The organism is Janibacter hoylei PVAS-1 (assembly GCF_000297495.1).
GTDB lineage: Bacteria > Actinomycetota > Actinomycetes > Actinomycetales > Dermatophilaceae > Janibacter > Janibacter hoylei.
The window spans coordinates 33,501-56,334 of sequence record NZ_ALWX01000005.1; the positions used below are offsets into that span (position 1 = coordinate 33,501).

Sequence of the window (22,834 nt, forward strand, 5' to 3'; positions counted from 1 at the left end):
AGCCGCATCAGCCGGCGAGCCGCTCCCAGAGCACCCCGGCGGAGCCGCAGCAGCAGATGAGGGCGACCGCGCCACCGCAGCCGATGGCGATGTGCCGCCAGTCGGGTGCCCAGCTGCGTGTCGTCGGGGCCGGGCCGAGGTGCCCACGGCCCCACAGCCACCGCGGCTGCGCGTAGTGCAGGTCGACCTGCTGCCCGGGGTGGACGTCGACCTCGCTCGTGGCCTCCCCGTAGGTGGTCGTCCCGTCGCTCGACTCGACGTCCACGCGGTGGCGACCCGGCGACAGGTCGACGAGCGTGGTCTCGCCGGCCACCGGGTACGGCTGACCGTCGACGCGGAGGCGGACCATCGACGCCCTCCCGGCGACGACGACCCGGACCCGACCCGTGCTGATCATGGCCCCGACGCTACTGACTACTCTGGCCGCGTGAGCACCCACCCGACGATGCGCGTCATGGAGTGGCTCCTGCGGCGAGTGCTCGTGGGGCCTCCCCTTCGCGCCTACCTCCGGCTCGAGGTGGAAGGGGCCGAGCACGTGCCCGCCACCGGCCCGGTGATCATCGCGAGCAACCACCTGAGCTTCCTCGACTCGATGGTCATCCCGCTCGCCGCAGGGCGCAAGGTGGGCTTCCTCGGCAAGGCCGAGTACGTCACCGGCACCGGCGTCTCCGGGTGGCTCGGGCGACTGTGGTTCGGCGAGTTCGGCGGGATGATCCCCGTCGACCGGTCCGATGCCCGCGCTGCTGCCCGCTCCCTCGAGCTCGCGCAGGAGCACCTGGCCGGTGGAGGAGCCTTCGGCATCTACCCCGAGGGCACCCGCAGCCGGGACGGCCGCCTGCACAAGGGGCGCACCGGCGTCGGCCGGCTCGCCATCGCCTCCGGCGCACCCGTGGTGCCCTGCGCCCTCATCGGCACCGACAAGGCGCAGCCCGTCGATGCCCGCGGCATCCGGCCGCACAGGGTCACCGTGCGCTTCGCCCCGCCCGTCGACGTCGCCGCCCTCGAGCAGCGGCACGTCAAGGGCGCGCTCCTGCGCGCCGTCACCGACGAGGTCATGGACGCCATCGCGCAGCGGTCGCCGCAGCAGCGCTCCGACGGCTACGCCGACCGACCCGACGTCGCCTGACCGCGCGCGCCCCCGCCGACCGGCGCGGCCGGCTCAGTACGATGGCGCGGTGCTGAAGACGACGATCGCCGCCCTCGCCGGCAAGGCCGCCCGCCGCGCCGCCCGTCTCCGGGGCGGTGGCACCGGAGGCTCTGCACTCCCCGGCCTCGTCGCGGAGAAGATCGACCCGGGCTTCCTCGCCCACGCGCTCGCCGACGTCCCCGGAGGGATCGTCGTCGTCTCCGGCACCAACGGCAAGACGACGACGACCAAGATGCTCGTCGCGCTCCTGCGGGCCCACGGCCGGACGGTCTTCACCAACCCCACGGGCAGCAACTTCACCCGCGGCGTCATCTCCGCCATGCTCAGCGAGCGACTCCACCGGGGGCGGCTGCAGGCCGACATCGCCGTCCTCGAGCTCGACGAGGCGCACGCCCTGCACTTCGCCCGCGCCGTCGCCCCGACGTACGCGCTGCTGCTCAACGTCGCCCGCGACCAGCTCGACCGCTTCGCCGAGATCGACCACACCGCGGGCCTGCTGACCCAGCTCGCCGGCATGACGACGACCGGGGTCGTGCTCAACCGCGACGACCCCTTCGTCAACCGCATCGCGACGACGGTCGGCGCCGACGTCGACGTCACGTGGTTCGGCCTCGACGCCTCGATCGCCGACCGTCTCGGCGAGCTGCAGGAGCACGACGCCCGCGGCCACGACGCCTGGTCGCCGCCCGCCGCCCGCGCCCGCGACTGCCTGCTCCAGCCCCAGGACGAGCAGCGGCTCAGCGTGCTCTTCGGCGAGGCCGGCGAAGGGGGGGCGGCTCGGCCCCGTCGAGCTGCGTCAGCGCGGGCTCGCCGCGATGATCAACGCGACCGCAGCCACGGCCACGGCGCGGACCCTGCTCGGCGAGGCCTTCGACCCCGCGGCCGCGGAGCAGGCGCTGCGGACGGTGGCCCCTCCCTTCGGCCGTGGCGAGGTCGTCGACGTCGACGGGACCCCGCTCGAGCTCGTCCTCGTCAAGAACCCGGCTGGCTTCACCGTCGCCCTCGGCACCTACGGCTCGACCCCCGTCGCCACGATGGTCGCGATCAACGACGACTACGCCGACGGCCGCGACGTCTCCTGGCTCTACGACGTGAGCTTCGAGTCGCTGCGGGACAAGGGGGTCGCGATCACCAGCGGTGTGCGGGGCTGGGACATGGCGCTGCGCCTCCAGTACGACGACGTGCCGGTGGCCTCGACGGAGGTCGACCTCGGCCGGGCCCTCGACGCCTTCCTCGCCGACCACGCCGGGGAGCCCAAGCGGATCTTCTGCACCTACACCGCGATGCTCGCGCTGCGCCGCATGCTCGGCGAGCGGTACGACCTGCCCGAGATGGGCGTGGACGCCCCCGAGACCCAGGGAGCCTGACATGACCCGCGACATCCCCATCCTCGGTGAGCCCACCGGCTCGGCACTGCCCGCGGACCCCGGCCACGAGGGCAAGGGCGAGATCCACCTCGTCCACCTCTACCCCCGCGAGATGAGCATCTACGGCGACCTCGGCAACACCCGCTGCCTCGCCGCGCGCATCCGCCGTCACGGCTACGTGCCGGTCGTCCACCAGCACCACCCCGGACAGGAGCTGCCCGAGCAGGTCCACCTCGTCGTCGGCGGCGGGGGGCAGGGACTCGGGGCAGTCCAAGGTCGAGGACGACCTCGAGCGCCAGGCGGACCGGCTGCGCGACCTCGCGGCCGACGGCACCCCGATGCTCATGATCTGCGGCATGTACCAGCTCTTCGGCAAGGCCTTCGTCACCGTGCAGGGGGAGCGGCTGCCGGGCCTGGGCATCCTCGACGTGACCACCCAGGGCAACGAAAAGCGGATGATCGGCCCGATCGTGCTGAGCACCGACCACGGCGACGTCGTCGGCTACGAAAACCACTCGGGCTCCACCACGCTCGGGGCGGGGCAGGCCCCCTTCGGCCGGGTGCGGCACGGCATGGGCAACAACGGCACCGACGGCACCGAGGGCGCGGTCACCGGGCACGTCATCGGCTCCTACCTGCACGGCCCGATCCTGCCGGCCAACCCGCGGCTCGCCGACACCCTCATCGGGTGGGCGGCGGAGCGGGCGACCGGGCGGGCCTTCGAGCCGGAGCAGCTCGACGACGAGGTCGCGCGCCAGGCGCACACCCGTCAGGTGCGTCGCCTCGTCGGCTGACGGACCGGGCGGCGCCTCTCAGCTGTCCGCTTCGGCCAGCTCGTCGTTGGTGGCGCGCGGCATGAGGCTCCACGCGACCCACCCGAGCGCCCCCAGGGGGATCTCGAGGAAGTGCGTGAAGATCGAGAAGAGCACGACCCCGGCCATCGCCGACGCAGGGTCGGCGCCCCAGGCGACGAGCGCGGCTGCCGTGCCGGTCTCGGTGACGCCGAGGCCGCCCGGCGTCACGCCGACCGCCGTGAGCAGCCGCCCGATCGCATAGGCCGCGAAGAGCTGGCCGAAGGGCAGCTCGATGCCCGTCGTCTGCGTGCACAGCAGGAAGAGGACGTAGTAGAGGCCGAAGAAGCCGAGCATGCCGAGCGACATCTGCAGCCACCCGGTGCGGACGGTCTCGGCGATCCGCCCCCGCAGGTCCGTCAGGCCGCGCTCGATGGTGCCGCCGTGCCCGCGGCGCACGAGCCGCACGAGCCGGTCGAGGCCGCGCCCCAGCTGCCGGGCACCACGGTCGGTACCTATGGCCAGCGCGAAGAGGACGACGATCGCCGCGCCCGACAGGACCGCCGCCCAGGCGGCCTCGCGCATGGCGGGGGGCAGGTCGGTGGCACCCCAGGCCAGGCCGACCACGGCGATGATCGGGAGGGCGGCGCGGGCCAGGACATTCCACACCCCGGTGACGACCGCCATCGTCGTCACGCTCGCTGCCGAAAATCCCCAGGACTTTGCGATCGAGTACGTCGCTGCCAAGCCGATGGCGCCACCGCCCGGCAGCAGGTTGGAGACGGAGGACCCGCAGACGTTGAGGATCAGCGCCCGCACGTGCCCGAGCCCCTGCATGGCGCCCGTCATGACGAAGGTGTAGCAGTACAGCCCCCCGACGACGAGGCCCGCGAAGAGCGCGGCCTTCCAGAGCGGCACGGTGCCGAGCACGTGCCAGACCTCGCTCCACGACGTCTTGGCGAAGTGCGGCAGGCCCCACCACAGCATCCCGACGGCCAGCCCGAGACCGACCGTCACCTGCAGCACCCGGACGAAGGGGGGCGCCCCGCCTCTGCTGCGGGTCCGCGTCGCCGACCGGCGAGCTCGCGCCCGTCATGCCCGCCCCTCGAAGACGTCGGTGGCCGCCGTGCCCGGGGCCTCCGGGTCGACGAACCACTCGCGCCCGAAGACGAGGTCGTAGAGCGGCCGGGGGATGCGCACGAGCATCCCGAGCGTGCGGTCGCCCCCGCCGTCGGCGGCGGCCTGGCTCGCGTGGGCGCGCATCGAGGCGCGCTTGGCGGCCGCGAAGCGCCGCACCGGGATGCGGTGGGTGATCTCGGCCTTCGCGGCGAAGGCCCGGTCGAAGCTGGCCCGGTCGAACTCGGGCGGGAAGCGGTAGACCTTGGCCACCAGGTCGATCGCCCGGCAGATGAGGTCGCGGGGGACGGTCGCCCACAGGACCCGCACGTCGAGCCCGCGCTCGCGCGCCAGCTCGGCGGCGCGCGCCCCGACCTCGTGCACGCGCACGTGGTCGCGGTGGCCGTAGCCGCCGTGGGGGTCGTAGGTCGTCAGGACGTCGGCCCGCTCCTCGACGAGCACGTCGGCCAGCGCGCTGGCCGCGTCGTCGATCGGCACCCGGACGAAGCGGCGTCCTCCGGGCGGGTCCGGCCACACCTCGGGTCCGCTGCCGCTGTCGGCGTGCCCGAGCTCCACGGTGCGGGCGACACCGAGCGCTCGCGCACTCGCGGCGAGCTCGCGGCTGCGGGTGGAGGCGAGGGCATCTCCCTTCGCGCCGTAGGCGGTCTCGTCGGTCTCGCCGAGCGCCCCGTCGGTCGCGACGACGAGGACCACGCGGTGCCCCTCGGCCGCGGCGCGGGCCATCGTCCCCGCCGTGAGCAGAGCCTCGTCGTCAGGGTGCGCGTGGAAGACGACGAGAGTGCGGGCTGCGGAGTCCATCGGTGAAACCCTCCCACACTCCGCCGTGGCACCCTTGGACGCGTGAAGGTGGCCCTGCTCTCCGACTGCTACCCGCCGCGCACCGGCGGCATCGAGTCCCAGGTCGGGGACCTCGCGACGCAGCTGGTGGCGGCCGGGCACGAGGTCGAGGTCTTCACCGCGACGGCGGGTGGGCCGGGCGCTGGTGGGGCGCGGGTGCACCGGCTGGACACCCCGCTCGCGCTGGGCCTGCCGGTCAACCCGCTCGCGCCACCGGAGGCTCGCCGGGTGCTCGCCGCAGGGGGCTTCGACGTGGCGCACGTGCACATGGGGGTGGTCTCTCCCTTCGCCTGGGACATGGCCGACCTGACCACCGACCTCGGGCTGCCGACGGCCCTGACCTGGCACTGCGTCCTCGACCGGGCCGCGCGGCCGCTCGGCCCGATGATCCGGCGCTGGGTAGACCGCGGAGCGGTGCTCTCGGCGGTGTCCGGCTTCGCTGCGGAGGGTGTGCGACGGGCGGCGAAGGGGGGAACCCGTCGCCGTGCTCCCCAACGGCATCGACCCGAGCCTGTGGCGCGCTTCCACACCACCGATGGCTGAGGAGGCGCGCCAGCGCCGTCTCGAAGCCACCACCCCCACCCGCCCCGTCCGCCTCGTCACCGCCACCCGCCTCGCCCCCCGCAAGCGGGTCGGCGCACTCCTCGTCGTCGTCGCCGCCGCCCGTGGTCGACTCGGTCCGGGAGCCATGACCCTCGACGTCTACGGCGAAGGACCGCTGCGGCCGTGGCTGGAGGCTCGGGTGAGCGCGCTCGGGCTCGACGACGTCGTGCGCCTGCGTGGCCGCGTCACCCGCACGGAGCTCGCGGCCGCCTGGGCTCGCGCCGACGGCTACCTGTCCCCGACCCGCCTCGAGGCCTTCGGGATCGCCGCGCTCGAAGCCCGCACGGCGGGACTGCCGGTCATCGCGCGCGCCGACTCCGGGGTCCGTGAGGTCGTCACCGACGGGGTCTCGGGGCTGCTCGCCCCCGACGACGCCGGGCTCGCCGACGCGCTCGTGCGGATCGTCGCCGACGACACCCTGCGCACCCGGATCGCCGCGCACAACCGGCGCGTGCCGCCAGCCCAGACCTGGGACCGCGTCGTCGCGCTCGCGGTCGACGAGTACCGACGGGCCGGCGCATGAGCGTCGTGGTCGTGGCAGACGGCCCGCACGGCGAGGTCGGGCGCTGGCCGCTCGGGCACGGGCAGGACCCCGCCGACCTGCTCGCCGCGCACGGCTGGGCGGGGGAGCCGACGGGCAGCGGGCTCGTGGGTGACGACGTCGAGGTGCACTGGAGGGTGGCCGCGCTGGACAGGCGCGTACCGTCACCAGCCGTCGTGACGGGCCGCCCCGGCGCCACAGTCCTGCAGCGGCTCGCCGCTTATGCCCTTGTCGTCGACGGGGGGCGGCTGCTCATGTCGCAGCTCGCCGACTGGGTGGGCGGCGCCGGCGGGCTGTGGACGCTGCCAGGCGGTGGCGTCGACCCGGGTGAGTCCCCGGTCGACGGCGTCGTGCGCGAGGTGCACGAGGAGGCCGGGCAGCACGTCGTCGTCGACGAGCTCGTGCAGGTGCAGTCGCGTCACTGGGTGGGCGACGTGACGGCGGGGGAGCGGCACGAGGACTTCCACGCCGTGCGACTGATCCACCGGGCGACGTGTCCGCGACCGACGCCCGCGCACGTCGTCGAGGTCGACGGCTCGACGGGTGCTGCGGCATGGGTCCCGCTGGGCGAGGTGGGGCGACTGCCGCTGGCCGAGATGGTCCGGTTGGCCTGGCCACACGTGCCGGGTGGCGACTCCTACCCGCTGTAGGAGATGGCCGGTCGGTCGCCTACGCTGTCGGCCATGGACGCCCTGCACCTCATCCTCTACATCCTCCACATGCTCGCGATGCTGGCGATCGTCGTCGGCCCTGCCGTCCCCGGGCGCGGTCACCTCGTCCAGGTGTGGGGTGCGCGCCTCCAGCTGCTCATCGGGCTGGGCCTCACCGGCCTCGCCGAGGCGGGCGACGACCCGGTCAACCACGCGAAGATCGGCACCAAGCTCGTCATCATGATCGCCGTCCTCGCCTGCGCCGAGATCGGCAATGCCAAGGCCAAGCGTGGCGAGGCTGCAGCGAGCAAGCTCGCCTGGGCCGCCGCCGGTCTTGCGGTCGTCAACGCCGCCATCGCCTTCCTCTGGTAGTCCAGGTCGCACGTCGCCACAGCGCGACGGGGTCCGCCCGAGACTCGGACGGACCCCGTCGACGCGATCTCGACTATGACCAGTGTTGGTAGGCGTTGCTCGAACTACACGGATTGGTGTAGACGCTGCCACCCGCTGACGAGTCCAAGCACAGGCCGGTCGCACGGTTCTTGAGCCGGTAGTACCCGCCTCCTTCGTTCACGAGGAGCCAGTTCTGGAAGTTGTTGCCCGTCGAGCAGGCGTTCATGTAGACGTTCCCGTTCGAATTGGAGTCCAGACACCGGTTTGTCGCCTTGTTCCTATAGAGCCTGTAGCTGCCGTTGTAGGTGGCGAACCAACGTCCGTAGGACGTCACCTGAGACTCTGACGATTTGCCTGATGGCGACAACGTCCCCATCAGTTTGGCCGTACAGGTACTTGAGGGTGTTTCGATTCTTCCAGATGTACTCGGTGGCGGATGCTGTTGCGTCCTTGGTGGCGGCATCCGGAGCGGATGCGCTGGTCTTGGTTTGTCCAACGGCGGACGCTGCGGGCGTCGCGACGATGCACAAGCCAAGCAGGGATGCACAGGCGATTGACTTGACGGTATTCACAGATTCCTCCCCAGAATGTGACGTGGTCCACAGAGCATGTCGCAGCTCGTGCCCCCTGTCCATGCTCGTCATGATGCTGTCATGACGACCACGAGGCAGAGGCTCTGGAGCGCCGGCGGCGCGGGTGCCGTGGCATGGGCCTTCTACACGTGGATCGGCGTCGCCCGGTACTCGCGGGGCGAGTACGGCAACTACGACCTCGGCATCTTCGTGCAGGCGGCGCACTCGTGGCTGACGTTGGGCCGGCCCTACTCGGACATCAAGGGCATCAATCTCCTGGGTGACCACTTCAGCCCCATCACGGTGCTCTTCGCGCTCGCATACCAGATGTGGGCCGATCCTCGTGCCCTGATCGTCGCCCAGTCGTTGGCACTGGCCCTGGTGGTGGCGATCAGCACGTGGAGCGTCGCGAGGGCGGGTGCCCGGTCCGTGAAGGTCGGTGGCGTGGCCCTGGTGGCTCTGCTCGCGCTCCCGCAGGTGAGTGCGGCCGGGTTCCAGGTCCACGAGACGGCGCTGGGGGCTCCCTTCGTCCTGCTCCTTGCCATGTCGGTGGTCACCGGTGCACGCCGGCCAGCACTCGTCCTGACCCTGGCCGTCCTGACCATCAAGGAGGACGCCGGCCTCATGGTCGCCGGTGCCGGCGCGGCGTGGTTCCTCATCCATCGCGAGCGCAGGATGGCAGCAGGACTCGCAGGTCTGGGTGCGGTGGGGTTCATCGTGAGCAACGCCGTGATCCTGTGGGTCAACCCGGGTCATCAGAACCCCTATCTCCGCTACTTCACCAGCGGGGACACGAGCGGGGGGGGTCTGGACTCTGGAGGAGATCGGACCACGCCTCGTCCCCTTCGTGCTCTACGCGCTGCTGGCGGGGTTGCGCTGGTCTCCGCTGCACCTGATGGCCCTGCCCGGCCTCGCGTGGCGTGCCGTCTCGTCCAACGAGCTCTACTGGTCCGTGCACCTGCACTACGACGTCATCACCGCTCCGGTGGCTCTGACCGTGCTCATCTGCGCGATCGGGCCGTCCAGGAGTCAGCGGGTTGGACGACGGATCCTCATCGCCGCCATGGCCCTGTCCGTCCTGTGGGGTGCCTCCCGCGTGGTGTCGTCACAGACGCCGTGGACATGGCGAGGGGGGATGAGTCCCCACCAGGTCGCCGCTGAGCAGCTGGCCCGCGAGGTGCCCTCCGGCACAGTGATCGTCGCTGATCAGTACCTCGGGCCGACTCTCGTCGACAGCCATTCCGTGCGGATGCTCAGCCAGACGCACGACGCCACAGGGCGATTCGTCCTGCTCCAGCCAGAGCGCGACACGTTGGCGGCGCCCTCGTGTGCCAAGCGACTCTTCATCGCGGACCACGACGTGGTGGGGCGTCGCGCAGACGTCGTGCTGGTCGATCTCGGGGAGCCGCGGCGCTTCCGGCTCCCGGCCTGCCACGAGGAGGCGGAGCGCCGCGCGGCCGAGCCGCGTCAGGGGACGAGGATGACCTTGCCCGTCGTCTGTCGTCCCTCGAGCGCGCGGTAGGCCTCGGCGGCCTCGGCGAAGGGGTAGGCGTGGTGGATCGCGATGTCGAGTCGCCCGGCGGCGATGTCGGCGAAGACCTCACGCCCGCGCATCATCAGCTCGTCGCGCTCGACGATGTAGTGGGCCAGCGTCGGTCGGGTGACGAAGAGCGAGCCGCCCGAGTTGAGCCGCTGCAGGTCGACAGGGGGTACCTGCCCCGACGCCGCGCCGAAGAGCACGAGCGTGCCCCGGAGGCGCAAGGAGGCCAGCGACGCGTCGAAGGTCGCCTGGCCCACCCCGTCGTAGACGACGTCGACACCGGCGTCGGCCCCGAGCCGGCGTGCGGCGGCGGCGATGTCGGCGGAGAGGTCCTCGCTCCGGGCGTAGTTGATGACCTCGGAGGCGCCCCGGGAGCGAGCGATCTCGAGCTTGGCGTCCGACCCTGCGGTCGCGATGACGGTGCCGCCGCGGTTGGTGATCATCTGCGTCAGCAGCTGGCCGACGCCACCGGCGGCAGCGTGCACGACGGCGACGGCGCCCTCCACGACGCGCACGCAGTCGGTGACGAGCGCGTGCGCGGTCATGCCCTGCAGCGTTGCGGCACAAGCGGTCTCGAGGTCGACGTCGTCGGGCACGGGGAGCAGTCGTGTGGAGTCGGCGAGGACGAGCTCGGCGTGCAGGCCCGAGGTCATCGACCAGGCGACCCGGTCGCCGACGGCCACCGATGCGCCCTCGCCGATCGCCCGCACCGTGCCCGCAGCCTCGAAGCCCGCGACGTACGGCGGCTCGGTCGGGTAGATCCCCTCGCGCTGGTAGACGTCGATGAAGTTGACGCCGCCGGCGGCCACCTCGACGAGCGCTTCACCCGGCCCCGGCTCGGGCACCTCCCGCTCCTCGAGGGCGAGGACCTCGGGTCCTCCGTGGCGGGTGACGACGAGTGCGCGCATGGTGGCCATGACCCCAGCGTAGGACCGCCCCGGTCCCTGCCCTTCGAGACGCTCGCCCGCTGCGCGGACTCGCTCCTCAGGACCCGGGTCGCTCTGTGACCGTCTCGACGGGTCACAGCGACCCGATGACCTCGTCGAGCATCGCCTCGGTGAGCCGGCCGGTCTGGGTGTTGTGCTGGCTCACGTGGTAGCAGCCGACGAGCTCCACCTCGCGTCCCTCGGGCGTGCGCAGCACCGCGCGGGAGCCGTGGCCGAACTGCGGCTTCGGCCGCGGCACCTCCCACCCGGCATGCCGCACCCCGGCGATGGTCGCGTCCCACCCGATCGCACCCAGGCACATGATCGAGCGGACGAAGGGAGCGCTCCTCGCCAGATCGGCGTCGAGCCACGGTGCGCACGTCTGCTTCTCAGCGGTCGTTGGCTTGTTCTGCGGGGGAGCGCACCGGACCGGCGCGATGATCCGCACGCCGTCGAGGGTCAGGCCGTCCCCGGCCGCCCACGACTCGGGCTGGCTGGCGTAGCCGGCCCGGTGCAGCGCGGCGAAGAGCCAGTCGCCCGACCGGTCACCGGTGAAGTTGCGGCCCGTCCGGTTGGCTCCGTGCGCCGCAGGCGCGAGTCCCACGATCACGACCGGGGCATCAGGCGGGCCGAGCGCCGGCACCGGTCGCCCCCAGTAGGGCTGGTCGGCGAAGGCCGCGCGCTTGCTCGTCGCCACCTCCTCGCGCCACGCGACGAGACGGGGGCAGGCGCGGCAGACCGAGATCCGCGCGTCGAGCTCCTGGTCGGCCGCTCCCTTCGCCAGTCGTCGCACCTGAGCAGCCGTGCGGGCCACGGGCGTCTCCGCGCTCGCGAGGTCATCCGGCCAGCCGGTCCCGGGCTCCACCGGCGAGGCGAAGGGAGCCCCTGTCACCGGGTGCGGCAGCAGCTCGCTCATGCACCCAACATAGGGCCACCGTGTGGGGCAGACTCGAGCCGTGGCCATCGACGAGACTCTCGCCGCCCGCGTCCGCGCCGACCTTGCCGAGCGCGGCATCGAGTGGGAGGAGAGGAGGATGTTCGGCTCCCTGATCTTCATGGTCGGCGGGTCGATCCTCGTCGGGGTGCGCGGCGGGGGAGGGCTGCTCGCGCGGGTCGACCCGGCCGAGAGCACGGACCTGCTCGCCGATGCCGGCCCGCTCTACGCGCAGGTCGCCGACATGGGTGGCAAGGACATGGGTCCGAGCTGGCTCGACGTCCACCCGGACGCGGTCGCCGACGAGGCGGGACTGACCCATTGGGTCGACGCAGCCCTACGCCGTTGAGCCGGGCGCGGGCTTGCGTGATCGTCAGGTCGTCGGCCGCCAAGCGGTGAGACCGACGGTCACGTGCGCGAGCGGAGTTGCTGGCGCACGTCGCCCCAGTCGAGCGTGGAGTCGGGGTCGGTGGCATCGAGCCCCTCGACCAGCTGCCGGCGTTCCAGCTCGGTGGGGTGGTAGACGGGTTCGCCGAAGTGGGGGCGCAGTTCCTCCATGTGCACCATGCTCAACCTCCTGGAAATCTGCGTCGTCAGCGTGAGCGATCAGTCGCCGGGGTCCGCCGGGCCCTCGTGCCCGGCAGCCTCGTCACGCTCGGCCCACTCGAGCAGCGGCGTCAGGTCGTGCGCGACGTCGTCGATGCTCGCGTGCAGGTCGCCGACCCGCGCGAAGCGCGCTGGCACCGTCGCGATCGTGCAGTCCTGCGGCTCGACGTCGGCGATCTCGTCCCAGGTGATCGGCGTCGACACCGTCCCGCGTGCATTGCCCCGCACGGAGTAGGCGGCCGCGATCGTGTGGTCGCGGGCATTTTGGTTGTAGTCGACGAAGACCGTCGCCGGGTCGCGGTCCTTGCGCCACCACGTCGTCGTCACGTCCTGCGGCGCACGCCGCTCGACCTCACGGGCGAAGGCGAGCGCCGCCCTTCGCACGTCGGCGAACTCCCACCGCGGCTCGACCCGTACGTAGACGTGCAGCCCGGACCCACCGCTCGTCTTGGGGTAGCCGACGACCCCGAGCTCGTCGAGGACCTCGTGGACGACGCCGGCCACCCGCCGCACCCGGTCGAAGGGAGCATCCGGCATGGGGTCGAGGTCGATCCGCCACTCGTCGGGCCGGTTGACGTCGGCGCGGCGGACATTCCACGGGTGCAGCTCGACGGTGCTCATCTGCACGGCCCAGATGATGGCGCCGAGCTCCGTCGGGCACAGCTCGTCGGCGTGCAGGTCGTACCGCGGGAAGTGCAGCCGCACCGTCTCGACCCAGTCGGGTGCGCCCTTCGGCAGCCGCTTCTGGTGGACCTTGGCGCCGCTCACGCCCTTGGGGAACCGGTGCAGCATCGTCGGCCGCTCGCGCAGCGCCCGCAGGATCCCGTCGCCGACGGCGAGGTAGTAGTGCGCGAGGTCGAGCTTGGTCTCACCGCGCTCGGGGAAGTAGACCCGGTCGGGGGAGGAGATGCGCACGTCGCGCCCCCCGACGTCGAGGTGGACGTCGTCGCCGTGCTCGCCGCGGGCCATGCCCCGACAGTACTCACGACGGTCCCTGAGGAGGTCGCGCAGCGACCGTCTCGAAGGGACCCGCCTACCCGATGAGCGCGCCCGCCGGCCGATCCGTGGTGACCGTCGGCACCCAGTAGCGCCGCTTGCCGACCCGCGAGTCCTCGTAGACCCCGCCGGCGCCCTCGATCGTGGCCCGCGAGGCGGCGTTGTCCTCGTCGCAGGTGATGAGCACCCGCTCGTGGCCCATCTCGGCGGCGAGCTCCAGGACCTGACGAAGGGCGGTGCTCGCGTGCCCCTGCCGCCGCGCCGAGGGGCGGACCGAGTAGCCGATGTGCCCGCCCTGCTCGAGGAGGAAGTCGGTCAGCTCGTGGCGGAAGGAGATCGACCCGAGATAGGTGTCGCCCTCGGCGATCCACAGATAGGTGCACGGAACGAAGTGCGCCGGCCGCGGCGTCTCGGGCAGCTCGTCGGCGCGGCGAGCCTGCACCAGGCGCCGGAAGGTGTCGGGGTCCTCGAGCCCCTCGCGGGTGAAGTCCAGCCCGGCGAAGCCCGTCGTCGGGTCGGTCGCCAGCTGCAGGTCGCCGTCCCCGTCACGGTGCGCCCCGTCGAACTCGTCGAGAGCCTCGAGGTAGGAGCGCTGGTAGCGGGCGTCGGGTCGCACGATCTGGGCCATGCCGGCACCCTATGTCGCTCATATCCCACCATGTGAATAGGAATTTGCTCGGGTGGTGTCACCTGTGGTGGGCTGCTCGCATGGACCACACGACGCGCGCCGGGACCCCCTTCGCCGGGGTGCGTCGTCTGCACCTGGACCTCGCGCTCCACCTCGGTGCCCTCTGTCGTCGCTGCGCCTGACCGCAGCCCGCAGACCCCACCGCACAGGAGCCCACCCATGTACACGACTTCGTCCACACCTGCCCTCGCCCGACCGACACCCGGCGTCGAGGCCTTCACCCCCGTCCAGCTGCTGCGCCTGACGCAGCTCTTCGCGAGCGACCCGGCACTGGCCGACACCCTCGGACCCGACCCCGACCGACCGGGGGAGCGCAGCTGGCGGCTGCTCGCCGACAGCCCCCGGCTGCAGGTCTGGCTCATCCGCTGGCCCGTCGGCACGAGCACCGGCTGGCACGACCACGGCGGTGCGCGCGGCGGCTTCACCGTCGTGCGCGGCACCCTGACCGAGCGCACCCGCGAGCGGTCCGTCGTCGCGACCGAGCTCGACGAAGGGGAGGGCCGTGCCTTCGGGGGCAGCCACCTCCACGACGTCGTCAACCTCGGTCGCGAGGCCGCCGTGTCGGTCCACGCCTACAGCCCGACGCTCGCGCAGATGACGCACTACGACCTCGCCGACGGCGTGCTGCGCCCCTCGGGCGTCGAGCAGCGGCAGGCGTGGTGAGCCGCGTGACCGGCCACCACGACGGCGTCGACGCACTCCTCGCCGACGCCCGCTCCCGGCTGAGCCGCGTCACGCCGGTGCAGGCCTGGCGGGAGGTGCGCGACGGCACGGCCCGCCTCGTCGACATCCGCCCGGCAGCGCAGCGGGCCGCCGAAGGGGAGGTCGCCGGTGTCCTCGACCCCTGGGTCATCGAGCGCAATGTCCTCGAGTGGCGGCTCGACCCGCGGCAGGGAGCCGCACTGCCCGGCGTCGCACTCGGCGACCGCGTCATCGTCCTCTGCCAGGAGGGCTACACCTCGTCGCTCGCGGCGGACTCCCTGCGCTCCATCGGCATCGAGCGGGCGACCGACGTCGTCGGCGGCTTCGCCGCGTGGCGTGAGCTCGGCCTGCCGGTCGCCCGCCTCCGCGCGGCCTGACGACGGTCAGGGCGCCGCCGGGTCGACCGGCGTCGGGTACGAGCCCTCGGGCACCGGGGCGGCCACCTCCGGTGCCCGCAGGGTGCGCACCTCCGGGGAGAGCAGGGCGAGCACGGCGGAGCTGACGATGATGGCGGCGCAGACGAGCAGCGCGGTGTGCGCGCCGAGGTGGACCGCTGCCGGACCGGCGAGCAGCACCCCGACGGGGCCGAAGAGCATCGACCCGAAGGCGTCGTACGACGCGACCCGCGACAGGGCGTGCGGCGGCACCTCGCGCTGCATCGTCGTCTGCCACAGGACGGTGAAGGTGTCCATGCCCAGACCCATGACGAAACCCCCGAGGACGATGAGCGCCAGCGGCGCCCCGAGCCCGAGCAGCAGGTACGGCAGGGCGGTGAGCGGGGTGAGCAGCACGCCGAGGAGGATCGGGCGCCGGGGGCGGATGCGCAGCGCGATCACGACACCCACGAGCATCCCGACCGCCTCGCCCGTGAGGATCGCCGACCACGCTCCCGCCCCGCCGAGCTCGGCCTCGGCGACCACCGGGCCCAGCACCGTGTGCGCGCCCTGCCAGGCGAGGATCAGCAGGGCGAACTGCGCGACGACGACCCAGAGCCACTGCCGTGAGGCGAACTCGACCCAGCCCTCCCGCAGCTCGGCGAGGACGGAGGTCCCCCCTTCGCCGCCGGGGCGTGGGGTCGAGCCGATGCGCCAGGCGAAGGTGGCGGCAGCGGCGTACACGCCCGCGGCGGTGACGAGGGCCCACCCCGGCCCGATGAGGACGACGACCGCACCGGCGGCGACGAGCCCGCCGATGCGGGCGACGTTGGCCCCCACCGCGAGCAGCGCATTGGCCGGCTGCAGCCGGTCCGGGGGCGCGACCTCGGGGATGATCCCCGACAGGACCGGCCAGACGACGGCGCCCGCGATACCGGTGAGGACGGCGAAGGCGCACACGAGCGGGATCGGTGCCCACCCGAGCAGCAGCATCGTCCCGATGCCGAGCCAGGCCACGAGCGAGAGGCACTCGCCGGTGAACATCACGAACCGGCGCGGGTAGCGGTCGGCGACGACACCGCCGAGCAGCAGACCCAGGACGTGGGGGATCGCCTCGGCCGCGACGACGAGCGAGAGGGTCCCGGCGTCCGCGCCCGGCAGCCGCAGCACCCCAGGTCCTCGCGCATCCCGCTCACCGGCGCAAGATACTCCGCGTCACCCGACCTGCCCGTCCGCGGGGCCTGTCACCTCGGCGACGTAGGCTGGAGAGCGAGATGAGCAGCCTCTTCGACGACCTCCCTGATGCCCTGCCCGGTGACTGGACCGCGGACGTGACCGATGCCGGGGTACCGGCGTGGGCGATGTCCGAGGAGGGGCCCACCCGGGCCGCCCACAGCGCGCACCCGGCCCGGCAGCAGCAGGACCCCGAGGAGCTCGTCGCCGGCCTCAACCCCGCCCAGCGCGAGGCCGTACTGCACCACGGTGGCCCCCTGCTCATCATCGCCGGCGCCGGGTCGGGCAAGACGAGGGTGCTCACCCACCGCATCGCGCACCTGCTCGCCGCCCGGGGGGCCCAGCCGGGGCAGATCCTGGCCATCACCTTCACCAACAAGGCCGCCGCCGAGATGCGCGAGCGGGTCGAGGAGCTCGTCGGGCCGCGGGCCCGGGCGATGTGGGTCATGACCTTCCACTCCGCGTGCGTGCGCATGCTGCGCCGCGAGGCGACCAAGGTCGGGATGAAGAGCAGCTTCTCGATCTACGACGCGGCCGACAGCCAGCGGCTCATCGCGCTCGTCATGCGCGACCTCGACCTCGACCCCAAGCGATTCCCCCCGCGCGGCATGGGGCACCGGATCAGCAACCTCAAGAACGAGCTCGTCGACGAGGAGGAGTTCGCCCGGCGGGTCTCGGCTGACGAGGACGCCGAGCGGCCGGGGGGCACGCACCAGGAGCAGACGCTGGCGCAGGTCTACACCGAGTACCAGCGGCGGCTGCGCCAGGCCAATGCGCTCGACTTCGACGACATCATCATGACGACGGTGCACATCCTCCAGGCCTTCCCCGACGTGGCCGAGCACTACCGTCGCCGCTTCCGTCACGTGCTCGTCGACGAGTACCAGGACACCAACCACGCGCAGTACATGCTCGTCAAGGAGCTCGTGGGTGGTGACAAGGACGCGACGCAGGGCGAGCACGCCGTCGAGCCGAGCGAGCTGGTCGTCGTCGGTGACGCCGACCAGTCGATCTACGCCTTCCGCGGCGCCTCGATCCGCAACATCGTCGAGTTCGAGGAGGACTACCCGGACGCGCGCTCCATCCTCCTCGAGCAGAACTACCGCTCCACGCAGACGATCCTCACCGCGGCCAACGCGGTCATCGAGCGCAACGAGTCCCGGCGCAAGAAGAACCTGTGGACGCAGGCCGGTGCCGGCGAGCAGATCGTCGGCTACGTCGGCGACAACGAGCACGACGAGGCCTCCTTCATCGCCAAGACCATCGACGAGCTGCACGACGAGCACGGGGTCCGGCCCGGCGACGTGGCCGTCTTCTACCGGACCAATGCCCAGTCCCGCGCGATCGAAGAGGTCTTCGTCCGCGTCGGCCTGCCCTACAAGGTCGTCGGTGGTACCCGCTTCTACGAGCGGCGCGAGGTCAAGGACGCCCTGGCCTACCTGCGGGTCGTCGCCAACCCCGCCGACACGGTCAACCTGCGGCGGATCATCAACGTGCCCAAGCGGGGCATCGGCGACCGGGCCCAGCTGGCCGTGGCGCAGCTCGCGGAGCGGGAGCGGATCCCCTTCGTCGCGGCACTGGGCCGGGCCGAGGACGCGCCGGGCATCGCCACCCGCTCGCTCATGGCGGTGCAGGGCTTCACCGCGCTGCTGGAGTCGTTGCGCGAGCAGCGCGACAGCGGTGCCGGGGTCGGCGAGCTGCTCGAGGCGGTCCTCGAGCGCACCGGGTACACCGCCGAGCTCCAGGCCAGCCGTGACCCGCAGGACGAGACCCGGCTCGAAAACCTCGCCGAGCTCGTCGGCGTCGCGCGCGAGTTCGACGCCACCCGTGAGGCGACGGGCGAGGTCATCAGCCTCGACGACTTCCTCGAGCAGGTGAGTCTCGTCGCCGACGCCGACGAGATCCCCGACGACCCGGGCGAGGGCGGTGAGGCAGCCGACCAGGGGGTCGTCACCCTCATGACGCTGCACACGGCCAAGGGCCTGGAGTTCCCGGTCGTCTTCCTCACGGGCATGGAGGACGGGACCTTCCCCCACCAGCGCAGCCTGGGCAATGCCACCGAGCTCGAGGAGGAGCGGCGGCTGGCCTATGTCGGCATCACGCGGGCCCGTGAGCGGCTGCACCTCTCGCGCGCGGCGGTGCGCAGTGCCTTCGGGGCGCCGCAGTACAACCCCGCCTCCCGGTTCCTCGACGAGATCCCCGAGCACCTCGTGCGCTGGGAGCGGACCGGCCCGCCCGTCGGGCTGGGCCGCGGCTCCGGGCGGGAGCCCGCGGTCGCCCGGCTCGCCGCCCGACCGGGCGTGCGCTCACCGGGCAACCGGCCGGTCATCTTGCTCTCCGATGGTGACAAGGTCACGCACGACAGCTTCGGTCTCGGCACGGTGATCCGGGTCGAGGGCGAGGGGGACAAGGCGATGGCGCACGTCGACTTCGGGGGAGAGGACGGCGTCAAGCGGCTCCTGCTGCGCTACGCCCCGCTCGAAAAGCTCTGAGGACGACCGAAGGGGGCCGACGACCACTGGTCGTCGGCCCCCTTCGGGCTGGCTGGGCGGCGTCAGTTGATGCCGCGCTCCGCGAGCCATCCGGCCGGGTCGATCGGCGATCCGCCACCGGGGTGGATCTCCATGTGCAGGTGCGGGCCGGTCGAGCGGCCCGTGTTGCCGGAGAGGGCGACGACGTCACCGGGGGGCGACCTGCTGGCCGACGGTGGCGCTGATCGAGCTCAGGTGGCCGTAACGGGAGACGGTGCCGTCCCAGTACTTGATGTCGATGTAGTTGCCGTAGCCGCTCATCGGGCCGGCTCCGACGACGGTGCCGCTGCTCATCGCCTTGAGCGGGGTGCCGACCGCGGCGGCGTAGTCCTGGCCCGCGTGGAGGCGACCCCAGCGGTGGCCGAAGGGGGAGGTGAAGACGGCGTTGTCGAGCGGCTTGACCCAGCTCTGCGCACCGGCGGGCGCCGTCGCGCCGGACGTGCTGTCGCTGGTCTCGCTCGTCCCCGCAGCGTCGGTGCCGGTGGTGCCGGCGCTGCTGCGGGCGGCACGGGCCTGCTCGCGCTTCTTGGCGGCGAGGTCCTTGCGGGCCTCGGCGCGGGCGGCGCGCTTGCGCTCCTGGGTGCGGCCCTGGTCCTCGGCGACGGAGGTCGACGCGGCCTGGCGGCGGGTGGCGAGCCCGCTCGTCTCCTGGGCGGAGGCGGCGACCTCGGTGCGGGCGCTCTCGCCGAGCTGCGGGTCGGCGAGCAGGTCGCCGGCCTCGCGGTCCGCCGCGGGGGGTGATGAAGGCGGCGTTGGCCTGGGAGACGGCCTCTTCGGTGAAGGGGGACGACTGCGCAGCCGTCGCCCCGGCAGCCGTCAGCACCAGCGTCGCCGCGGCTGCGGTGGGCAGCGCGTAGGCCGGGCTGAAGCTCTTGGGGAGGCGGGAACGGCGCTCGAGAGCGCGTCGCTCGGCGCGCGTGGGCGGCCGGTGCCGCCCGGTGTAGTCACTCATGAAGGGGACGTCCTCGCAGGGGATCGCGGACAAATCCCCGAAACCCTAGCGTGACCGTTTCGTTATGCAAAACCGAGGTGGCGTCCGGCGGCCGCACGACCGCCGGGCCGTGGGGAGGTCAGGCCTGACGCGAGGTGATGTCGGTCACCGAGGCGGTCGGTGCGCCCTCGCTGTCGATCTGCGTCAGGCGGGTCGCGATCTCGTGCACGACGCTCGGCAGGATCGGCAGGGACAGGTGGCCCACGCCGTGCATGCGGATGTTGGTCGTCGTCACCCCGTCCTGGTGGAGCGAGGCGTTGACCGCGGGCACGACCGCCTCGTCGGTGTCCGACCAGATGGCGATGACCCGGGTGCGGCAGCCGGGCGCGGGTTGGTTGAGCTCCTGCATGAGCCCGCTGCCGGGCCGCAGCTGTCGGGTGAGCGACGTCGGCAGCAGGTAGGCGGCGAGGGTGCCGGTGTGCGGCGAGCCGAGCGTCGCGAGCGTGTGGACCCGCTCGTCACCACCGAGGCGGGTGACGTAGTAGCGGGCGACGACGCCACCGAGGCTGTGGGCGACGATGTGGATCCGCTCGTAGCCCGTCTCCTCGACGATCGCCTCGACCTCCTCGGCGAGCTGCGCCGCGGCGGTCCGCACGTCGCGGGTGCGCACCGAGTAGTTCATGGCGAAGACGCGGCTGAAGCCGCGCCGCAGCAGTCCGCGTCGCATGAGCGTGAAGATCGAGTGGTTGTCGGCCAGGCCGTGCAGCAGCAGGATCGGCGTCCCGACCTCCGTGACGGCGTTGACGAGCATGCCCCGCTGCACGGGGTTGAGGTGCTCGACGCGATAGCCGTGCCGGGGGCTGCCACGCCGCGGGGCCCGGGCACCGAAGGGGTAGAGCGAGATGTGTGTCGTCGCCCAGACGACCTCGACCGCGGCGAAGACCGCCGCCTGGACGGAGGCCATGCTGCGCACGTGGTCGCAGACTCCGGCACGCAGGCTCGGCGCCACCGTGGCCGGAGCCTCGGCCGGGGCGCTCGTCGCCGCGGAGCTGGTCTGAGGAGACATGGTGACCCGAGAGTAACTCCGAAGGGGGAGCGTGGGGGAAGGGCCGTGACGACACTGTGATGACGCCGGCCGGCGAGCCCCCCCGGTGGACCGGACGTGCTCGGTGCCGGCGCGGGGGATAGTCTCGACCCGCACCCCGTTACCACAGCAGAGGACGGAATCAACCTCGTGGATCTCTTCGAGTACCAAGCACGCGACGTGTTCGAGAAGCACGGTGTCCCGGTTCTTGCCGGCGCCGTCGCCACCACCCCGCAGGAGGCTCGAGCAGCCGCCGAGACCATCGGCCAGAAGAGCGGCGGTGTCACCGTCGTCAAGGCCCAGGTCAAGACGGGTGGCCGCGGCAAGGCCGGCGGCGTCAAGGTCGCCAAGGCCCCGGAGGAGGCCGAGGCGCACGCCGAGGCCATCTTGGGCATGGACATCAAGGGCCACACGGTCCACCAGGTCATGATCGCCCAGGGCGCCCAGATCGCCGAGGAGTACTACTTCTCCATCCTGCTCGACCGGGCCAACCGGACCTACCTCGCCATGTGCTCCAAGGAGGGCGGCATGGACATCGAGCAGCTCGCCGTCGAGCGCCCCGAGGCCCTCGCCCGCATCGCGGTCGACCCCAACGTCGGCATCGACGACGCCAAGGCCACCGAGATCGTCCAGGCTGCTGGCTTCGACGAGGCCGACCAGGCCAAGATCGCCGACGTCCTCAAGACCCTCTGGGTCGTCTACCGCGACGAGGACGCCACGCTCGTCGAGGTCAACCCGCTCGTCAAGACCGAGCAGGGCGACATCGTCGCCCTCGACGGCAAGGTGACCCTCGACGGCAACGCGGATTTCCGCCAGCCCGGTCACGCCGCGCTCGAGGACAAGGCCGCGGCCGACCCGCTCGAGGCCAAGGCCAAGGGCCTGGGCCTCAACTACGTCAAGCTCGACGGCAACGTCGGCATCATCGGCAACGGCGCCGGACTCGTCATGAGTACCCTCGACGTCGTCGCCTACGCCGGTGAGGACTTCACCGGTGGCGCGGCCAAGCCGGCCAACTTCCTCGACATCGGTGGTGGCGCCTCGGCCGAGGTCATGGCCAACGGCCTCGACGTCATCCTCGGCGACGAGCAGGTCAAGTCCGTCTTCGTCAACGTCTTCGGTGGCATCACCGCGTGCGACGCGGTCGCGGACGGCATCGTCGGCGCCCTGAAGACCCTCGGCGACTCGGCGAGCAAGCCGCTGGTCGTGCGACTGGACGGCAACAACGTCGACGAGGGCCGTCGCATCCTCGCCGAGTTCAACCACCCGCTCGTGACCGTCGAGGCCACCATGGACGGCGCCGCCCGCAAGGCCGCCGAGCTGGCCGCGAAGTAAAGGACGACTGAAACAGACATGGCAATCTTCCTCACCGCTGACTCCAAGGTCATCGTCCAGGGCATGACCGGCTCGGAGGGCATGAAGCACACGACGCGCATGCTCGCCTCGGGCACCAACGTCGTGGGCGGCGTCAACCCCAAGAAGGCCGGCCAGAGCGTCGACTTCCCCGACGGCCAGTCCGTCCCCGTCTTCGGCTCCGTCGCCGACGCGATCAAGAAGACGGGCGCCGACGTGTCCGTCGTCTTCGTGCCGCCGGCCTTCGCCAAGTCCGCCGTCATCGAGGCCATCGACGCCGAGATCGGTCTCGCCGTCGTCATCACCGAGGGCATCCCCGTCAAGGACACCGCGGAGTTCTACAACTACTCCGTCGGCAAGGCCACGCGGATCATCGGCCCCAACTGCCCCGGCCTCATCAGCCCCGGCAAGTCCAATGCCGGCATCATCCCGGCCGACATCGCCGGCTCCGGCCGGATCGGCCTCGTGTCCAAGTCGGGCACGCTGACCTACCAGATGATGTACGAGCTGCGTGAGTTCGGCTTCTCCACCGGTGTCGGCATCGGCGGCGACCCGATCATCGGGACGACGCACATCGACTGCCTCGAGGCCTTCGAGGCCGACCCCGAGACCGACGCGATCGTCATGATCGGCGAGATCGGTGGCGACGCAGAGGAGCGTGCGGCGGCCTACATCAAGGAGCACGTCACCAAGCCGGTCGTCGGCTACGTCGCGGGCTTCACCGCCCCGGAGGGCAAGACCATGGGCCACGCCGGCGCCATCGTCTCCGGCTCCTCCGGTACGGCCGCGGCCAAGAAGGAGGCCCTCGAGGCCGCTGGCGTCAAGGTCGGCAAGACGCCGTCCGAGACGGCCGACCTCATGCGCGAGATCATGCAGGGCCTGTCCAAGTAGTCCCGGACAT

General features: G+C 72.1%; 26 protein-coding genes and 3 pseudogenes. 16 read left to right on the forward strand and 13 right to left on the reverse strand.

Features of this window, described 5'->3' with window-relative positions; all coding sequences use genetic code 11:
- Window positions 1–7: 7 nt before the first annotated feature.
- Window positions 8–397, reverse strand: a complete 390-nt coding sequence (locus B277_RS01550) for a cadherin-like beta sandwich domain-containing protein (protein ID WP_007924386.1) — start codon at window positions 395–397, stop codon at window positions 8–10.
- Between the two features lie 30 nt (window positions 398–427).
- Between B277_RS01550 and B277_RS01555 the strand changes: the two genes are divergently transcribed.
- The 4 genes and pseudogenes from B277_RS01555 to B277_RS18595 form a co-directional block, all read left to right on the forward strand.
- Window positions 428–1,126, forward strand: a complete 699-nt coding sequence (locus tag B277_RS01555; protein WP_007924388.1) for a lysophospholipid acyltransferase family protein — start codon at window positions 428–430, stop codon at window positions 1,124–1,126.
- A 253-nt stretch (window positions 1,127–1,379) separates the two neighbouring features.
- Window positions 1,380–1,745, forward strand: a pseudogene (locus tag B277_RS20130) (Mur ligase family protein); the annotation flags it as partial.
- 217 nt (window positions 1,746–1,962) lie between these two features.
- Window positions 1,963–2,514 (forward strand): DUF1727 domain-containing protein, encoded by a 552-nt coding sequence (locus tag B277_RS20135; RefSeq protein WP_420795258.1) that lies wholly within the window; start codon window positions 1,963–1,965, stop codon window positions 2,512–2,514.
- Between the two features lie 299 nt (window positions 2,515–2,813).
- Window positions 2,814–3,308: pseudogene (locus B277_RS18595) on the forward strand (type 1 glutamine amidotransferase); the annotation flags it as partial.
- Window positions 3,309–3,326: 18 nt separating this feature from the next.
- On the opposite strand, the gene B277_RS01570 reads toward B277_RS18595, so the two are convergent.
- Both B277_RS01570 and B277_RS01575 read right to left on the reverse strand, forming a co-directional pair.
- The gene (locus B277_RS01570; protein WP_007924395.1) at window positions 3,327–4,331 is read right to left on the reverse strand and encodes a lysylphosphatidylglycerol synthase transmembrane domain-containing protein; all 1,005 of its coding nucleotides are present in this window, start codon (window positions 4,329–4,331) and stop codon (window positions 3,327–3,329) included.
- 66 nt (window positions 4,332–4,397) lie between these two features.
- A complete protein-coding gene (locus B277_RS01575) occupies window positions 4,398–5,240 on the reverse strand; it encodes a PIG-L deacetylase family protein (protein ID WP_007924409.1) in 843 nt (280 codons plus the stop codon).
- Between the two features lie 42 nt (window positions 5,241–5,282).
- Here B277_RS01575 and B277_RS18600 point away from each other — a divergent pair, with 42 nt between their 5' ends.
- The 4 genes from B277_RS18600 to B277_RS01590 are packed head-to-tail and all read left to right on the forward strand — an operon-like array spanning window position 5,283 to window position 7,445.
- Window positions 5,283–5,822, forward strand: a complete 540-nt coding sequence (locus B277_RS18600; protein ID WP_238539345.1) for a glycosyltransferase — start codon at window positions 5,283–5,285, stop codon at window positions 5,820–5,822.
- Window positions 5,815–6,405: a glycosyltransferase family 4 protein gene (locus tag B277_RS18605; protein ID WP_238539346.1), complete on the forward strand. Its 591-nt coding sequence runs from the start codon at window positions 5,815–5,817 to the stop codon at window positions 6,403–6,405. The genes B277_RS18600 and B277_RS18605 overlap by 8 nt, the downstream gene beginning before the upstream one ends.
- Window positions 6,402–7,073 (forward strand): NUDIX hydrolase, encoded by a 672-nt coding sequence (locus tag B277_RS01585; protein ID WP_007924411.1) that lies wholly within the window; start codon window positions 6,402–6,404, stop codon window positions 7,071–7,073. The genes B277_RS18605 and B277_RS01585 overlap by 4 nt, the downstream gene beginning before the upstream one ends.
- Window positions 7,074–7,106: 33 nt before the next feature.
- Entirely contained in the window at window positions 7,107–7,445 is a 339-nt protein-coding gene (locus B277_RS01590) for a hypothetical protein (protein WP_007924413.1), read from the forward strand.
- A 73-nt stretch (window positions 7,446–7,518) separates the two neighbouring features.
- On the opposite strand, the gene B277_RS20140 is transcribed toward B277_RS01590, so the two are convergent.
- A complete protein-coding gene (locus tag B277_RS20140; RefSeq protein ID WP_083853584.1) occupies window positions 7,519–7,929 on the reverse strand; it encodes an RICIN domain-containing protein in 411 nt (136 codons plus the stop codon).
- Between the two features lie 190 nt (window positions 7,930–8,119).
- Here B277_RS20140 and B277_RS16375 point away from each other — a divergent pair, with 190 nt between their 5' ends.
- A complete protein-coding gene (locus tag B277_RS16375) occupies window positions 8,120–9,199 on the forward strand; it encodes a DUF2079 domain-containing protein (protein WP_007924415.1) in 1,080 nt (359 codons plus the stop codon).
- Window positions 9,200–9,505: 306 nt separating this feature from the next.
- Here B277_RS16375 and B277_RS01605 read toward each other — a convergent pair whose 3' ends face one another.
- The gene (locus B277_RS01605; protein WP_007924418.1) at window positions 9,506–10,495 is read right to left on the reverse strand and encodes a quinone oxidoreductase family protein; all 990 of its coding nucleotides are present in this window, start codon (window positions 10,493–10,495) and stop codon (window positions 9,506–9,508) included.
- A 103-nt stretch (window positions 10,496–10,598) separates the two neighbouring features.
- On the reverse strand, window positions 10,599–11,420 hold the full coding sequence (locus tag B277_RS01610) for a uracil-DNA glycosylase (RefSeq protein WP_007924420.1): 822 nt from the start codon (window positions 11,418–11,420) through the stop codon (window positions 10,599–10,601).
- 40 nt (window positions 11,421–11,460) lie between these two features.
- Between B277_RS01610 and B277_RS01615 the strand changes: the two genes are divergently transcribed.
- A complete protein-coding gene (locus B277_RS01615) occupies window positions 11,461–11,787 on the forward strand; it encodes a TfoX/Sxy family protein (protein WP_007924422.1) in 327 nt (108 codons plus the stop codon).
- A 59-nt stretch (window positions 11,788–11,846) separates the two neighbouring features.
- On the opposite strand, the gene B277_RS17240 is transcribed toward B277_RS01615, so the two are convergent.
- The 3 genes from B277_RS17240 to B277_RS01625 all read right to left on the reverse strand — a co-directional run bounded on the left by B277_RS17240 (window position 11,847) and on the right by B277_RS01625 (window position 13,668).
- On the reverse strand, window positions 11,847–11,996 hold the full coding sequence (locus B277_RS17240; RefSeq protein WP_156811708.1) for a hypothetical protein: 150 nt from the start codon (window positions 11,994–11,996) through the stop codon (window positions 11,847–11,849).
- Window positions 11,997–12,044: 48 nt separating this feature from the next.
- Entirely contained in the window at window positions 12,045–13,013 is a 969-nt protein-coding gene (ligD, locus tag B277_RS01620) for a non-homologous end-joining DNA ligase (protein WP_007924425.1), read from the reverse strand.
- 64 nt (window positions 13,014–13,077) lie between these two features.
- Window positions 13,078–13,668 (reverse strand): GNAT family N-acetyltransferase, encoded by a 591-nt coding sequence (locus B277_RS01625; RefSeq protein ID WP_007924431.1) that lies wholly within the window; start codon window positions 13,666–13,668, stop codon window positions 13,078–13,080.
- A 219-nt stretch (window positions 13,669–13,887) separates the two neighbouring features.
- Between B277_RS01625 and B277_RS01630 the strand changes: the two genes are divergently transcribed.
- Together B277_RS01630 and B277_RS01635 are read left to right on the forward strand one after the other, a co-directional pair.
- Window positions 13,888–14,391 (forward strand): cysteine dioxygenase, encoded by a 504-nt coding sequence (locus tag B277_RS01630; protein WP_007924434.1) that lies wholly within the window; start codon window positions 13,888–13,890, stop codon window positions 14,389–14,391.
- Entirely contained in the window at window positions 14,388–14,807 is a 420-nt protein-coding gene (locus B277_RS01635; RefSeq protein ID WP_371417944.1) for a rhodanese-like domain-containing protein, read from the forward strand. The genes B277_RS01630 and B277_RS01635 overlap by 4 nt, the downstream gene beginning before the upstream one ends.
- Before the next feature lie 6 nt (window positions 14,808–14,813).
- Here the strand turns inward: B277_RS01635 and B277_RS01640 are convergent, their stop codons facing one another.
- Window positions 14,814–15,974, reverse strand: a complete 1,161-nt coding sequence (locus B277_RS01640) for an MFS transporter (RefSeq protein WP_007924441.1) — start codon at window positions 15,972–15,974, stop codon at window positions 14,814–14,816.
- A 104-nt stretch (window positions 15,975–16,078) separates the two neighbouring features.
- Here B277_RS01640 and pcrA point away from each other — a divergent pair, with 104 nt between their 5' ends.
- Window positions 16,079–18,529 carry a DNA helicase PcrA gene (pcrA, locus tag B277_RS01645; RefSeq protein WP_007924443.1) on the forward strand — a complete coding sequence of 817 codons (2,451 nt, stop codon included), beginning with the start codon at window positions 16,079–16,081 and terminating at the stop codon, window positions 18,527–18,529.
- A 62-nt stretch (window positions 18,530–18,591) separates the two neighbouring features.
- On the opposite strand, the pseudogene B277_RS20145 reads toward pcrA, so the two are convergent.
- Window positions 18,592–18,678: pseudogene (locus tag B277_RS20145) on the reverse strand (M23 family metallopeptidase); the annotation flags it as partial.
- Between the two features lie 37 nt (window positions 18,679–18,715).
- Window positions 18,716–18,862 (reverse strand): peptidoglycan DD-metalloendopeptidase family protein, encoded by a 147-nt coding sequence (locus B277_RS16390; RefSeq protein ID WP_007924444.1) that lies wholly within the window; start codon window positions 18,860–18,862, stop codon window positions 18,716–18,718.
- A 45-nt stretch (window positions 18,863–18,907) separates the two neighbouring features.
- Here B277_RS16390 and B277_RS15620 point away from each other — a divergent pair, with 45 nt between their 5' ends.
- Window positions 18,908–19,309 (forward strand): hypothetical protein, encoded by a 402-nt coding sequence (locus tag B277_RS15620; protein ID WP_156811709.1) that lies wholly within the window; start codon window positions 18,908–18,910, stop codon window positions 19,307–19,309.
- A gap of 329 nt (window positions 19,310–19,638) precedes the next feature.
- Here B277_RS15620 and B277_RS01655 read toward each other — a convergent pair whose 3' ends face one another.
- Window positions 19,639–20,565, reverse strand: coding sequence for an esterase/lipase family protein (locus tag B277_RS01655; protein ID WP_128276908.1), 927 nt, complete (start codon window positions 20,563–20,565; stop codon window positions 19,639–19,641).
- Window positions 20,566–20,733: 168 nt separating this feature from the next.
- Between B277_RS01655 and sucC the strand changes: the two genes are divergently transcribed.
- Both sucC and sucD read left to right on the forward strand, forming a co-directional pair.
- Window positions 20,734–21,915: an ADP-forming succinate--CoA ligase subunit beta gene (gene sucC / locus B277_RS01660; RefSeq protein ID WP_007924447.1), complete on the forward strand. Its 1,182-nt coding sequence runs from the start codon at window positions 20,734–20,736 to the stop codon at window positions 21,913–21,915.
- Window positions 21,916–21,933: 18 nt separating this feature from the next.
- Window positions 21,934–22,824 (forward strand): succinate--CoA ligase subunit alpha, encoded by an 891-nt coding sequence (gene sucD / locus B277_RS01665; protein WP_007924448.1) that lies wholly within the window; start codon window positions 21,934–21,936, stop codon window positions 22,822–22,824.
- Window positions 22,825–22,834: the final 10 nt, after the last annotated feature.